Source organism: Nitrospira japonica (genome assembly GCF_900169565.1).
Classification (GTDB): domain Bacteria; phylum Nitrospirota; class Nitrospiria; order Nitrospirales; family Nitrospiraceae; genus Nitrospira_C; species Nitrospira_C japonica_A.
In genome coordinates, this window is record NZ_LT828648.1 from 3312154 (window position 1) to 3327260 (window position 15107).

At 56.9% G+C, this 15107-nt stretch carries 11 protein-coding genes and 1 tRNA gene; all 12 read right to left on the minus strand.

Annotated elements, in window-relative coordinates:
* Positions 1-120: 120 nt before the first annotated feature.
* The 12 genes from NSJP_RS15755 to NSJP_RS15810 all read right to left on the minus strand — a co-directional run bounded on the left by NSJP_RS15755 (position 121) and on the right by NSJP_RS15810 (position 15047).
* Positions 121-879 (minus strand): WecB/TagA/CpsF family glycosyltransferase, encoded by a 759-nt coding sequence (locus tag NSJP_RS15755; protein WP_080887810.1) that lies wholly within the window; start codon positions 877-879, stop codon positions 121-123.
* Positions 876-2078, minus strand: a complete 1203-nt coding sequence (locus tag NSJP_RS15760; RefSeq protein ID WP_080887811.1) for a glycosyltransferase family 4 protein — start codon at positions 2076-2078, stop codon at positions 876-878. The genes NSJP_RS15755 and NSJP_RS15760 overlap by 4 nt, the downstream gene beginning before the upstream one ends.
* Positions 2075-3454, minus strand: coding sequence for an O-antigen ligase family protein (locus NSJP_RS15765; protein WP_080887812.1), 1380 nt, complete (start codon positions 3452-3454; stop codon positions 2075-2077). Before NSJP_RS15765 ends, NSJP_RS15760 begins: the two co-directional genes overlap by 4 nt.
* A 27-nt stretch (positions 3455-3481) precedes the next feature.
* Positions 3482-7678, minus strand: a complete 4197-nt coding sequence (locus NSJP_RS15770; RefSeq protein WP_172834391.1) for a glycosyltransferase — start codon at positions 7676-7678, stop codon at positions 3482-3484.
* An 8-nt stretch (positions 7679-7686) separates the two neighbouring features.
* Positions 7687-9075: a nucleoside/nucleotide kinase family protein gene (locus NSJP_RS15775; RefSeq protein ID WP_080887814.1), complete on the minus strand. Its 1389-nt coding sequence runs from the start codon at positions 9073-9075 to the stop codon at positions 7687-7689.
* The gene (locus NSJP_RS15780; protein ID WP_080887815.1) at positions 9072-9770 is read right to left on the minus strand and encodes a class I SAM-dependent methyltransferase; all 699 of its coding nucleotides are present in this window, start codon (positions 9768-9770) and stop codon (positions 9072-9074) included. Before NSJP_RS15780 ends, NSJP_RS15775 begins: the two co-directional genes overlap by 4 nt.
* A gap of 6 nt (positions 9771-9776) precedes the next feature.
* A complete protein-coding gene (locus NSJP_RS15785) occupies positions 9777-11114 on the minus strand; it encodes a lipopolysaccharide biosynthesis protein (protein WP_080887816.1) in 1338 nt (445 codons plus the stop codon).
* Between the two features lie 130 nt (positions 11115-11244).
* Positions 11245-11760: a tetratricopeptide repeat protein gene (locus tag NSJP_RS15790; protein ID WP_080887817.1), complete on the minus strand. Its 516-nt coding sequence runs from the start codon at positions 11758-11760 to the stop codon at positions 11245-11247.
* A 247-nt stretch (positions 11761-12007) separates the two neighbouring features.
* Complete coding sequence (locus NSJP_RS15795) at positions 12008-12979, minus strand: GDP-L-fucose synthase family protein (RefSeq protein ID WP_080887818.1); 972 nt, start codon at positions 12977-12979, stop codon at positions 12008-12010.
* Positions 12976-13986, minus strand: coding sequence for a GDP-mannose 4,6-dehydratase (gene gmd, locus NSJP_RS15800; RefSeq protein WP_080887819.1), 1011 nt, complete (start codon positions 13984-13986; stop codon positions 12976-12978). The genes NSJP_RS15795 and gmd overlap by 4 nt, the downstream gene beginning before the upstream one ends.
* Before the next feature lie 131 nt (positions 13987-14117).
* Positions 14118-14894 carry a zinc ribbon domain-containing protein gene (locus NSJP_RS15805; protein WP_080887820.1) on the minus strand — a complete coding sequence of 259 codons (777 nt, stop codon included), beginning with the start codon at positions 14892-14894 and terminating at the stop codon, positions 14118-14120.
* A 76-nt stretch (positions 14895-14970) separates the two neighbouring features.
* Positions 14971-15047 (minus strand) — tRNA-Ile (locus NSJP_RS15810).
* Positions 15048-15107 lie beyond the last annotated feature (60 nt).

The following is a 15107-nucleotide window of genomic DNA, read 5'->3' on the forward strand; positions in this document are numbered from 1 at the left end:
TGCAAGCACATGACACACGGTGGAACACACGTCGTCATCATGATGCGCATAGCGTCCGAATGCACCTATTCAAATGTACCTATCGAGCGTAGGCCGATCGGGACCCGTTCGGGAAAATACTCAGGCGGCGAAGAGATGATGACGCAGGGCCAACCAGATAAATTTCGGAGCGGAGACAACATTACGTTTCCACATGCGGCGGGGTTCCAGCATGAACCGATACATCCATTCGAATCCCATCCGGCACACCCAAGAGGGCGCGCGTTGGTACGTTCCGGCATAAAAGTCAAAGACCGCGCCAATGGACCCGATAACCGGCACCCGGAGTTGCCGCCTGTTTCGCTCGACCCATTTTTCCTGCTTCGGCGCGGTCATCCCGACCCATAGCACGTCCGGCCGAGCCTCGTTAATGTGACGGATCATCTTGCTGTTTTCGGCTTCATCCCATTCGCCGAATGGCGGAGAGAGCACCCCGCAGAGCGTCAGAGATGGAAACTCCATGACGAACCTGGCGGCGATCAAATCAAGTACCCGCTGTGAAGAGCCGAAAAAAAAGACCCGCCCTGCCCCGCGGGCTTGGAGGGCGTTTAACACGGCGGCGAAATAATCCAATCCGGCAATTCTGGGACCGATCTGGAGACCGGTGACGCGTGCCATCAACGATACCCCGACTCCGTCCGCCACGACGAACTCCGCTTGAACCAACGCCCGCTGAAAATCAGGATCATCGTGGGCCACCACCAGGGAGTGAGGATTTGCGCAGGCGAAAATCCGTTGCGATACGGACCCGTCGATCGCTTGCACGGATTCTTCGGTCAGCGCGGGGAGCGCTTTCCGATCGATGGGAACCCCCAGCAATACTCCGGCTTCTCGATTCATGACGCCTTCCTTGAGAGTTGAGTGTGCTCCCCCATCGCCGCCTCATAGACCGCTATCAGCATTTCGAAGTTCCGTTCTGCCGAAAACTTCGATTCATAGGCATGGCGTGCTCCCTGACGGAGCGTGGCACGATGGGAATGATCATGCCAAAGCGCCTGCACTTTCGCTGCCAGATCGGCTGCATTTCCTGCTTCAAATCGTGTTCCTGTGACGCCCTCCTCGACAATTTCCTCCAAACTTCCAATACGGGACGCAATGATCGGTGTCCCAAGAGCGTAGGCATCGGCAATCACCATGGGAAAGCCTTCGTACCATTCTGACGGCACGATCTGAAATGCCGCGCGACTGACCGTATCGATGACGGTTCGCCGGTTGCAAAAACCGAGAAATTGGATCGGCAAATTCTCTCGCGAGACATATTCCTCCAAGGACTTTCGCAAGGGACCGTCTCCGAGAACTCTCAATGGTACGCCCTGCACCGTCTTCCAGGCAGACAGGAGCGTATGAACGCCCTTCTCTTGGCTCAACCGGCCGACGTAGACGGCAAATCCTCCTTGGCCGTCACCCGGAACATGGATGTCCGAGACAAAGTTCGGCTTGATTGCGACTCGCTCTCGCGGCAAGCCGCCGGCGATCAGACGTCCGGCAGCGAACTCCGTGAGCGCAATGTAGCGATTCACGAGCGACCCGTACGTGTCTCGCCATCGATTGAAAAGCAACATCCAGACCAGGGCGCCCGTGGCGGGCAGCGATCCTCTGTAACATCGGTGACGCAGCGCAGAGAAGAGGCCGCCGCCTATACACTTTTCACAGGGAGTTCCGTTGCGAAGCAGAAGTCCCCCGGGACAGATCAACCGGAAATTGTGAAGGGTTTGCACGACAGGCACACCGTTGTCCCGGCAAGCGGCATAGGCGCTCGGGGAAATGATGGGGAACGTATTATGGAAATGGACGACATCCGGTCGGCTCTTGCGCAGAACCCATTCGAGGTCTTGATAGCTCCGGTCCGACCAGGCTGTTTCATGAGCCACTCTCAGCCTGCCGGCCAGACTGGAATCGTCGATGTCGTCGTTGAAGCGCTCGAAAATGGTCACGTCGATTCCATGTCGTCTCAGCAACGTCACCTCATTCTGGAACACTTGATCTTCGCCGCTTGGCGCACTCGACCGGTAGTGGTTATGCGCGACCAACACTTTCATGATTTCTCACCTATTGGATATAGCGTGTCGGCTGAAACCTGCACCATTTGGCTGGCGATACGTTTGGCCGTGGCGGCGCAGACCGTGATGGCGAGAAAGATCAGGAGGTTCGGATGCAAGACCTGAAATGTCGGACCGGTGAGACTTCTGATGCCCAGCAGCAGCAGCGCGCTCATCAATAGCAGCCAGGTCGGTCTCCACCATTGGCTGTCTTGGTGACCGAGTATCGAAGGACGGCACGCATACAGCGAGAAGCACGAGCAAATGAGCGCCGCCATCAATAGGCCGAGTCCGATCACACCGAGATCCACCAAGACCTCCAGATATGTGTTATCCACCGACGACACGTTCGCCAGCGCATCGATCGAGAGAGACCGGTGTCCGGCATAGTAGCCGTGGCCGACGAGCGGCGACGTGGTGAACGCACGCCAAATTTCAGGCCAGAACTCCGTCCGTCCGGACATGCTGACGAATACGGCCTTGGATTGACCGCGCAGGACGTACGCCTCGACATAGGTATAGGCTGCCAGGGCGACCAGACCGGCCGCCGAGATCATCATCAGCCCCAACACACGCTTCTTTCCAAACCAAAAGATCGCGACTGCTGCAAGCAGAAACCCAAGGAGCGACGTACGGCTGTGACCCAGATAGATCGTCAGCGCCCCCAGGCCCAACAGACATAGGGAACTCAGCACGCCGATGCCTCGCCCGTAGAGAAACGCCACCAGCCCGCCGACGCCGACCATGGCGCCGAATTGAGTCAGGGAATTCGGGTTAATTCTGGGGAATTGCCCCCAGTACTCATACGCCTGACTGCCTCGGCCAAACGTTTGTCTGACAAATGCGAGCTTCGGCTGTAGTACGCCTCCGACCAGAGCCGTGAGCACCAGAAACAAGAGAATCAACCACAACACCTGCAGGGCGCCGTCAATATCATCAAACGTGTTGAGGCTGACCGCGATGGCAAGGAACACCGACGCTGCCGCGAAGACCTCGAATCCTTTCCACAAGCTCAGCAACGGATTCACAGAATAGATGTACGAGCTCATGGCGAACAGGGAGAAAAAGAACATCATGGTCAGTGCGGCACAGCATCGAGAAAATGGAAACCCGCGGACGCTGAAAATCACCCACGAGACGAGACAGAGGACGATCAGGAGGCAGATCCGGATCACACGGCTCTCGTCGATCGCGTCAACCGAAAGAGTCGCTTGACTCTGCGCAGTGAGCAATACGGATGTGAAAAGACCGATCAACAGGAGGCTGACCACAGGAAGACGTTTGACGGAACACACCCACTCGTTCACCGGATGAAACACGGCCAATGAACCGACCATGACGAAGGAAATGGCAAAAATTGCAATATTGATAAGCATTGGATGACGTGCAGGGGCTTGGTTGCGCTATGAAGAGCCTGTGGTGTCCTTGCGCAGACGATCCCGGATTACTTGAATAAGCCTCTGTCGCACATCTCGGGGCGATTCAAGTTCGACGCCCCCGGTCTCATCCGCCAGAAGCTTCCGCCGCTGTTCTGCGCCGATGGCAAGGCGGATTCGCTCTACCCCGATCGCCGTAGCCAAATACCGGCTGTCATCGATCCCTTCCCGAAATCCCTCCCACTGCAGCGTCGGGATGGGATATGACAACGTCGGATAGGTCATGTTATGGGCTCGCCACTTCGGATCGGCCCAGTCATCCCAACCAAACGATCCTGTCTGGTACGCGTAATCACACGCGCCGTCGAATCCGTCGAGCCAAAGGGAGATGCCGTACCGTTCCCGATAGGTGAACGGCTTTTCTTCGCCGGCTTGAGGATCTCCGTAGGCCCAGGGCGTGATACCGACCCTCTTGCCGACTTGGGACGTCTTCACCGTTCCGCGCGGCAACACCGCAACGTCGAGCAGGCCGCTCAATGCCTCAAGGTTGCCGGAATTGAATGCGACGAAATTCTTGGCGCCCAGCTCATGGGCGATTTGAAACGCCTGCCGATTCTTCAGAAGTGTTTTCGCATCCTTCTCATCCAGATTGTAGACGTACAGATCGGAAAACCCGAAGGTATGGGCGGCCGCGAGCACCGCCATGAGCTTCCGCGAATACGATTGCCTGTCGGCAGCTTCCGTCACCTTCCAGTCGACATAGAGCAAGTCCCTTCCCTTGAAATCGGCTGCGCGCATCCGCTCCAGCGCGATAGACAGACTTCGCAGGTCGCGATCCGTCGCATAGTCGTGATCAATCGCGATATTCGTCAGGCCGTGTGCGCGCATATCGGAAAACTCGGCCTGGAGCTGCCCGACCGTCTTGGCTCTGGCATCCAATCCCGGCTGCCCCCTGTTCAACCAGGCGAGGTAATACAAGGCATAGTCGATAACCGGCTCGGCAAGTCGAACCGGCAGCACGTCAACCGTCAATCTTAGCTGCGTGGCAATCTGATCGTTCCCGCTTCTGAACGTAATCGTGACGTCCCCATCGTAGCGTCCGCCCGAGGCGTCCGGCGGCACCGTAATGCTGAGCCATACCTGCTGATTGGATCGGGCGGGGACGGTAAAAGGAAGCAGGCGATCGGCATCCTGCAGCCGGTCCACATTCTTGATCAGGTTGACCTGCTCCTGGTGGTCGACGCGCACAAGATCCGGGTCATGGAGCAGCAGCTCGGGAACCAGGATTTTTCCGCCTCCATGCTGTCGATGGATCGAGTCACTGGCCTGATACCACGCCTTGACCACTCGAATGTCGATAGCCGCAGGAGGGAGGCCATCCGCTCCCCCCGCCTTCTTCAGCCCGGTTGTCGCAATGGTGACCAGTTCCAACTCCCGGTCACCGGAACGGATCACGAAGCTGGCCGGTTCCGTTTCTCCACGAGCGGCCGTGACCATCAGACTTGTGTCGGGAGACGTATTCGGTACGGGATCGGAATACGGCAGGATGTACCCGTTGCTGATGGGTTCCGTCACCGTTAAGAGTTGATACTGGCGCGCCCCGACCGACCAGGCCTTGGGCCGAACGTGGGATGCCGTGTTGTCCTGGGTCGCTCCCACTATGGTCCACGTGGCACGGCCGTCGTAAAACTCTCCCCGATTCCCCTTCACGGTCAGCGGGTGGGATCCGGCCACGTTCTTGTATCGCTGCATCAGCCCGATACTGAGCGCGTCGGCAAGCGGCAATATTGGGAAGCATAGCAAGATCCCGATAAGAATTCCCAACAACCTGACTCTTCCAAGCGTCGCGGCTCGACGCGGGTCTGTCGCAAGCCGAAGGTCGCTCGAATCTACGCTGGGTGGCGCCTGAAGCGCACAAGACCGATACCATTCTTGGATGGTTTTCCACCTGTTATCCCAAAGATAGTGTTCGGCCACGCGCTTTCTGGCCTGCGCCCTCAGGTGCGAATACACTCTGGCGGTGCGGCATACGTCGTCGAGCGCGGCGGCCAGGTTACGCACCGTATCATCCGGATCCCCGACCGTGATCACACGGCCGCACTCGTTGGAAACCATTTCACCTGGTCCCCCATAGCCGAGGCAGACGACCGGAAGCCCATGCGCCAACGCCTCTAGAACAACCATCCCTCCACCCTCAAAGCTCGGGAAGAGAAACAGATGGGCCTTCTCCATTTCCTTCAGCGCAAGCGCGCGAGGCAGCCAATCGATGAATCGCACGCGATCGCCTATGCCGAGGGTTCGGGCCAGCTCTTGGAGAGCCGGGCGCTGCGGCCCCTTTCCGACAATCACGAGCACGGCCTTGGGGCGCGAATGAGCAAATTGTGCAAAGGCTCGCATTGTGAGGTGGAAGCCTTTCAACGGAACAAGACGCCCTATGCTGAGCACGCGAAACTCTTCGGTCGTATCTTTATCGACCTCAGCGCTATCCGGTATGGACTCGACGCCGATCGCCGGATGCGCCACGAATTTTCCCCGTCCCAGCAGCGACAAGGGGAACCGGGCGCCGACCGATCGATCGATCCCGACGATGAGCGAGGCACGCATTGCCGACAGGGCGAAACACGGATCCACCGACCGCATGAAGGACTGGAATGCCCTTCGGAGACGATCGCTTGCCAATGCGTCCCAGCTGAATGACAGCCTGGATGGAACCGTCGGATGGCTGCCAATTGGTCCCCACACGAATGGGAGCGGCAAAAAGGCGAGAAAGGTAAACAGCCAATCGTTGACGAACGTCACATGATGCGCCAAATCGAAGCGGACGGTTTTACAGAGACGCCGTGCAGCATGCCAGGCTGCGAATTGCCACAGATAATAATAGGTCCTCACTCCCCGTTGGCCTCTTTTCCAGAAGCTCGCCCAACGAGGCAAATCCACATAGACGAAATGCAACGCAGGATTTGGCAAAGCAGCCAGCGCCTGTTCGATCTTTTCGCGGTTATTGGCGCGAGTGATGACCCACACGTCGTTGGTTCGACTGATCGCCTGACACATGTTCCAACCCACGCCCGGCTCCGATCCAGCGTCCGGTTCGCACGCGTACGCCGCCACGAGAACTTTTTGCGGATGGGCTGCATGTCCCGCTTCCGTCAGCACGTGCTGGACACACTCGCGCAAGTATGCGGAGAGCCCCGATGATCCGGCGGATTCACGCGTCGACAGCATGGCCAGGTACAGCAGTGCGTACCCCTGCACGTCCCTGGAGGACACGCGAACGCTGCGGACCAGTGATCCGAGCATGGGATGACTGGACACGTTCAAGATCCGCCGCATCGCTTCCTTCGGAGTTGTGCGTTTCAACAGCCGTTCCACCATGAAGATTCGATGAAAGACATCCGCAAACAGCGGCCGTTCTGCGGATCCATATTCCCAATCGAAGACGTACAGGGATCCGTCGGCCAATGTCAGGGTATTCCACGGTGCATAATCACCATGGCTGTACGCGACCTTTGCGGTACGGTCGCTGAAAATCTCTCTCCACGCTTGCATGGCATGATGGAGAACGGCCTCGCTCTCCGGATCATTCATACCTGCGGCAAGTTCCATGAGCCCAAACGCCCGCTCGATCTGATGGATCGGCCGCTCTGCCCGATCCACGTCGCTCAGTTCCTTGAGAAACTGCGCCTCTTGATGCGAGATCCCGACGGGACTTCGACGTCCTGGGGCCGATGGTGCGCTCACGATGAGCAGGGTACTCTCGGGGCCATCCTCGATGGCCAGTACGTTCGGGATGATTGCGTTGGTAAAACCCACCCGCTTTAATTTCGACAGCATCGCCGCTTCACGGCGAAGAAGCGCTGCGACCCGATTGTTCGTACCCAGCTTGACATACGCCGTCACTCTGCCGGATTCCGTCACTTGGGCGGTCATCTTTCGATGAGGTCCCTTGGTGCCAGGAGAAAAAGACACAGTGAGACGGGAATTTCCCAACTTCGCCCGAATGATCTCTCTCACGGTGTTCAATTCAACCGATTGCTCCGCCGTTTCGGGAGCCGTAAATACGGCGCGTCCGATGGCGTCGGGCATGACCTGGACTATCTTCCTGACAAGACGACCGGGGAACGAAAACGGATGGTAGAGATGAAACGCATTCGCCAAGGTATCGTCATCCCCGACCCAGAGCTTCGGATCGGAGGAATGGGGAAAGCATCGCCATGACTGCATGATTGACATTAGATGTTACGCAATCGTGTTGCGCACTCCTGTACGAGCACATGTGAGATCCGAAGCACGACGTCTTCCGGGGTACCATCCGTTCGAACCGCGCACATATGCCCCCAACGAGGCAACTCTTCCTGATACTGGCGCATCTGCTCGGATATGGATTCAGACGACAATTCCGGTTTCCGTGCATGGACGACGTCCGGCTCGTTCACGAGTAGAATCGTGACATCTGGGTTCGGAACCAGCCTGGCCCCCAGCCTCAACAGCCAGGACGGCAGCGCGAAACCATACCGCTGCGGATTGACCACAACGTCGGCGAAATACCGCTCCCCGACAATCAGAGTCGTCCGGGCTTTGCGGGGATAGATGACGAGCCAGTATCCGACTGCGAAATCCATCAGGTAATACAGAAAACGAACACAGGACGTGACCCGGCCATACGCGGCATCCTGGGGCGGGGCAATGCCTTCCGATCCTCCTGCACTCCGGTCTGTGTCCCGCCTGCTGAGCTTGGGAAACAGGTTCGGACGCCAGTGAAATCGCCAGGTAGCGCGAAACGCCCGCTCAAGCTCTATGGGCAAGAGGCCGGCCACCGTTGATTTCCCGCTCCCGTCAGGTCCGATCAACACCACAAACAGACCGCTCGGCCGCAGGAATCTCCGAAAACGTCGAACCCATGAGAGCAGTTTCCCTCCCAGATAGGAAAGCAGGTGCGCCCGTCGAAATCGACTCTCCAATCCAGTTCGCAGCTGATTCAGTAGATCGGTGGCTGACTGGACGTCCTCGGTTCGGCACAGACTGTCCAATTTCTCGCGCCCTTCAACTCCGAACCATTCCGTAAGCGGTCCTTCGAGCTGCTTCGCGCAGTTCACGAGGCCCTGTTGCAGCCCCATGACCTTTTGTTGTGCGAAAGCTCCCTTCATTACCCGTTTGATCAGGGTGTACAGAACCTCCTTGTCGGCAGATAATCGAACGACACCGGAGATCCTGGCTCGCCCGTCAAGGAGTGCCGGAATTGGGACATGGTATCGGTTCACTCCAAATGGATCGCATAAACAGTCCAGGTGCAGGTACAGCCCGCGACGATCGGTAATTTTGAGAATATAGTAGTACCCGTGCAGGACGTCATAGTGGAGACAATGGACGATCTGAAGCCATCCTTCCGCTTCCATTGCACGCAGGATCGGGGTCACGACGGTCCGTGGATCAGCTAAGAAACCGATATCGACGTCGCCTGCGATCTCTCCCTCTCCATACCTGACCGGATGAAGGAGCGCGTACTCGACTCCGTCACGGTCGAACCTCGCCAGGATTTCGCACAGCGCTTTACCGCTCTCACCGGCGGGCGCCGCACTTCCCAACGTCATAGGAGCTTGGACTTGAACGGCGGTCGTCATGAAGCGATCTTGGGCGTTGCAACCACGATGATGGTGCCGGCCAACACCGGCACGAGTTTGAACAATGGCTGGCCGATCGCAAACTTGACCTTCTGTTTCCAACTGTAGGGAGGCTCCGTATAGGCCCCGTACATTTCCGCGATGTCGTACCCGTGACGCTCGAACAAATGGAGAAGCGTCTCCGGCGAATAGAAGCACACATGCTCGACATGCTCGACATATTGGCCGCTCCAGCGACGGAGCTGATAGTGCAGTCCGAAGGCGTTGTTGGTAGAGACGATGAAGCTTCCCGTCGGCTTCAGAAATCGCCTGACTCCTTCCAACATGGAACCGGGCTTGGTGATGTGCTCCAGCAGGTCTCCCGCCAAAACGATGTCGAAGGTCTCCTTGAGGTCGAGTTTTTCCAACTCTTCGGCATTACCCTCGTGGAGATGGCGGAAGCCCATCTCGCGCATGGTATCGAGACTCTTCCCGTCGAGGTCGACGCCGTGCAGTTCACCGGCCTCGTCACGCAGCATCCAATGGAGAAGACTCCCTCGCATGAGCCGATCCTTGAGATACTGTCCTGAGCTGCAACCCAAATGGAGCACGCGCCGACCGCGGCACCTTTCCTGGAGCAATTGGGTCCGAGACAGATACTGAGACAATGTGGTCATACGATTTTCACTCCTCTCGATAGCCCTTGCGATCTTCATGCGCCCTTATTCATTGGCATGCGCCAGTCGCGGCTTGTGTTCCTCACTTGCCGTGTGCATATAGCGAATTCGCAGGCTGCACAGCACGAAACATTGCGTCAGACAGAGCACGAGCATCGCACCGCCAAGGCCGTAGTGCTTAATGACGGGATAGCCGAGCACCATCGTGGCCAACGCACCCATCGAGCTGGCGAGATAGATGGACTTGGTATCCCCCACCACTCTCAACGCCGCGGTCGTCGGCCGCTGCAACATGCCCAAGAGGTAGTACCCTCCCCACCACCAGACGATCCATCCATATCCTCGATATGTCTCGCCGAAAAGAAGCGATAACCAATACTCCGACCACAAGCCGGCAATGGCGGCGAGAATGAGTACCGCCAAGGAACCGACGAGAAGAGCGCGGCGAAGATACCCGTCAAGCCCGGCACGGCCAAACCTGGCATACTCGGCGGCGGCCCGGACCGGAATGAGCGTTTCCATCGAGAGGAAAAGAATGTTGGCAGCACCCAGAATGGCGAGGGTCGCATTGAGTGCACCGACGGCAGAAACCGAGAGAACTGCGGCGACGACGTACAGGACCGACTGGCTTCCGAACCAATACGCCACATTGTTGGCAACCAGCCATTTCCCAAATTCCCAGTGCTGCCGTGCGACCGTCCCGGCAGTCTTCAACTGCGTGATCCTGAGTCTCATCACTCCTTCATGCTGGAAAATCCCGATGAAGAGGGCGGCTGCCGAGGCCGCGCTAACCATCCACAACGCCCCGGCGGCACTCAAGGTCGACGTCGTGGCGAGTAGGAACAATGCGCACAGACGGAACCCATGAGTGCAGAGGTCATTGAGGAGCGCGGATCCCGTGCGACGCACCGTCAGAAAATAGCGTCTGAGATAGTCCTGCGCGAGGACAAACAGGGCGGCGATGCCAAGAGGTACGGCCAGAGATCCCAGGGTCCAGTCGGGAATCGAGAGGGACAACAACACTCCCGGAATGGCAATCACGCCCACGCAAGCCAACCCGAATAGCAGTGCGACTTGCAGCACGCGGTCATAATAGGGCGCGGAGTCTTCGCACCCCAACCGCGGTCCACGAACCTGCATGGGAGAGACTATGAGCGCCATTTGAATTCCGGCCAGGAACACCAACACCCCCCATGCCAATACGAATCCACCGAAATCTTCAGGATTGAGATACTTTGCAAGGATCAGCGTTGTAAGAAAATTCGACGCGCTGACGAGGACTTGGTCGGCCAAGACCATGACACTCTCGCCGCGTCCGACTCCTGACACCGCATGGGGAATTCTCCGAACCGTCTCGGCCCACGAGCCCAATCGTGAAACCACCTACATGCTCCTCACTTTCCGTCATAGACGGCCGTTCGATACGACGGTCATCACCCCATCGATTGATAAGAGTCCGCACCGGCGAAGAACTTCGCGGTTGATTCGGCGGCACATGTGAATGGGAGACCGTTTAGCGAGTATGCCGCAGGAAACCTTCCCAGACCTGCAAGGCCTGTTTTGCCCAAGGATTGCCGCGACGAGACCGGTCGGTCGGATCCGACGGCTTCCTGACACTCAGCGCTCCGATTCGCTCAGCGACATCTCGAAATCCTGGATCCTCGCGCCGAAGCCACCGGTACGCTTCGAGCGCGTCGTCGGCCCGACCGAGCGATTCCAATGTCCGTCCGAGGACATACAGTAATTGCACGGTCTCCCGGGCCGAGGCGGTGGGCGATTTCAACGCCCTGCGGAAGGACGTGACGGCCTGTTCATATTGCCGAATCGATTTATGACACAATCCTATTTGAGCATAGGCTTTAAGTGCATATTGAGAATCGGCGGCGGCACGTTCGAACTGATCGATGGCTCGTTTGAAAAGACCGGCCTTCTTGAGCGCCACTCCGCGCTCGTACCATTCCGCGGCCTCGCCGGTTGCTTCGTTTAAGATTCCAGTCGTCGTTCCTTCGGGCGTCGTTGGTTCCAACATAGATATACACTCCGCGATATCCACTCCGCTGCTGGCATCTGTGTTCACAACAAGACAGATAGAACTCAGCAAGAGTCAGACCACGGCGCATAAAAGAGAAGCAGTGATGCGTCAAGGAGTTAGCCACCTATTTGCTTAGTGAAATGGCACGACTGAAGGGCAAATCGTACAAAGTTTGCCGAAAGTGTGCAGGAGAGAGGGGGAGACTCTGGACTCTGGACTCTGGACTTTGTCCTGACGTGGATCGCTAAAACTGAACTTCTCGGAGCGCGTGACGATTGTCAAAGAACCAGCGGATCGTCTTACGGAGTCCGTCACGAAGATTGTGTCTGGCTTGGAACCCAAAGAGTTGCTTCGCCCGGTTCACATCGAGACATCGCCGAGGTTGCCCGTTCGGCTTGGTCGTGTCCCATTCGATTCGTCCCTTAAACCCGACTTCATCGGCGATCAACTCGGCGAGATTACGAATCGTCACTTCCTCTCCCGTTCCCAAATTAACCGGCATGTCTCCGTCGTACGTTTCTGCGGCTGATAGAATGCCTTCCGCGGCATCCTCCACGTACAAAAATTCCCTGCTGGGAGATCCGTCTCCCCACAACGTAAAGGAGCTCCCGCCTGCCTCCTTGGCCTGGGCACATTTGCGAATGAGTGCCGGAATGACATGGGAGGTTTCAAGGTCAAAATTATCCCGCGGACCGTACAGATTCACCGGAAATAATACGATTGAATTGAATCCATACTGCTGCCGATAGGCTTGCGATTGAACCAGCATCATCTTTTTGGCAAGACCATAAGGGGCGTTCGTCTCTTCAGGATATCCGCTCCAAATGTCGTCTTCTTTGAACGGAATCGGCGCAAACTTCGGATACGCGCAAATCGTCCCAAGCGCGACGAACTTCTTAAGCCCTCGCTGGCGACCAATTTCAATGAGCTGGGTCCCCATCATGAGATTGTCGTAGAAAAATCGACCCGGGTTAGCCTGATTCGCACCGATGCCTCCCACGCGTGCGGCCAGATGAATCACCACATCCGGTCTGGCATCGGCATACAACTGCTGCACCGCGGCCATTTGAACGAGATCATACTGTCGGCTCCGTGGAACGATCACCTGCGAGCATCCCCGCTCCTGCAGCCGGCCTACGACGTATGATCCGAGGAAACCGGCGCCGCCTGTAACCACCACACGCTTGTTGTCCCAAACGCCCGACGACTCACTCATTGTTTTCTGGGCCTCACGCCTTCCAATCGTTCTTTTTCCGCAGCCAGATCGGCATCCACCATCATCGCCACCAGTTCGTCGAATCCAACCTTGGGTTCCCAACCCAACTCGCGCTTCGCTTTGCCGGCATCGCCGATGAGCAGGTCCACTTCCGTAGGACGATAGTATTTCTCGTCGATCTTCACGTGTTTCTTCCAATCGACACTCACCCGATCAAACGCCAGTTCAAGCATTTCCCGCACCGTGTGGGTTTCGCCGGTGGCGATCACGTAGTCATCGGGACTCTTGGCCTGCAGCATCATCCACATGGCCTGGATGTAATCGCCCGCAAAGCCCCAGTCTCGTTTGGCTTCAAGATTTCCAAGAAACAAGTCGTGTTGGATGCCGAGTTTGATGCGCGCCGCGGCTTTCGTAATTTTCCTGGTAACGAAAGTCTCCCCTCGTCTCGGTGACTCGTGATTGAACAAAATCCCGTTACAGGCAAATAAATTATACGCCTCACGATAATTGACCGTGATCCAATAGGAATAAACTTTGGCTGCCCCGTAGGGACTCCGTGGATAGAACGGGGTGGTTTCCCGCTGAGGAACCTCTAGAACCTTTCCGAACATTTCGCTCGAAGACGCTTGATAGAACTTCGGCCTGAGACCGGACTCGCGGATGGCTTCAAGAAGTCGAATGGTGCCCAACCCCGTAACCTCTCCCGTATATTCGGGAATATCGAAGCTAACCCGCACATGGCTTTGCGCCCCTAAATTGTAGATCTCGTCCGGTTGCACCGTCCTTAATATGTGATTCAGGGAACTGGCGTCGTTGAGATCGCCGTACACAAGGTGGAGCCGACGGTGCGGGACGTGAGGATCTTCATAGATCCCCTCGATACGACCTGTGTTGAACGAACTGGAGCGGCGGATGATGCCATAGACCTCGTACCCCTTCGCCAGCAGAAACTCCGAAAGATACGATCCGTCCTGGCCGGTGATACCGGTGATGAGCGCTTTTTTCACGAGTGAACTCCTGGGTTATGCCGGATTATTGATCGAATGATTCCCAAAGTCCACAGATAGAAATTTTGTCACGAAGATGACGACCGTCGCTGAGACGCTCGTTCATCATGCGGGCGGCAACGGATTCGCCGTCAGACGGATTCGCCGACTTCCAATGAATTATCTTTGGCGGATTCAGCCGGAGGCTTGCTGTCCGTCGTTGGCTCTGCTTCCCAGTAGAGCATCCGATGACAGTAGGGGCAGGTATGAAGGCCTTGGGAGCGCTTGACCTCCGCCACTAACTGGGGAGGAATTTGAAGTCGGCATCCCGCACACATGCCGCCCTTGATCGCGGCGAGAGCCTGGTCCTTCCTGGCAGATTTTAGCTTGGTATAGCGGTCGAGAAGCCCTCGCTCCACATGCGTCGCTTGTTGACGTTGTTGAATTTCGAGTTCGGCAAGTTCATGTGAAAGCCGCCCCTCAAGCTCATCAAGCACGCGCTTTTCTTGTTTGAATGTGTGTTCCACCGCTTCGACACGTTCCTGCGATTCCTTTATCGTCCGTTGCAGTTGCTCGATCTTCTCCATGCAGGCCAGCACCTTGTCCTCGATTTCGGACTTCTTCTTATTGGCCATCTGCAATTCGAACAAGTGCGCCTGATACTCCTTATTGGTCTTGATCTCGGACAGGCGCGCACGCATCTTATCATTGTGCGCGTCTTGAACCTCCACGTCGCGTTCGTATCCTCGACGCTCCTTGACCACGGCCTCCATCGAAACCATCGTCTCTTGGAGCACCTGGCGCGCATCGCGCAACGGCGTTTCGACCTGATGCATTCGATCGGGGATTTTTCGGCGTTGTTCGCTGATCTCCATGATGCGGAGATCCAGCTTCTGCAATTCGATGAGCGGGGAAAGATGCTGGTTCAATGCACTCCTATTTTCTTGTCTCTCTTCTTAAGAATAGCCAATCGACACCCCTATGTTTACCGGCCGCTGATCCTCTTGGTGGGCCCACTAGGACTTGAACCTAGGACCAGCTGATTATGAGTCAGCCGCTCTAACCACCTGAGCTATGGGCCCATGCCAACAGGCCCGGACAGAAGCCGGTCTCAGAAGCCCTCTGGTCGGCGAGATGCTCGG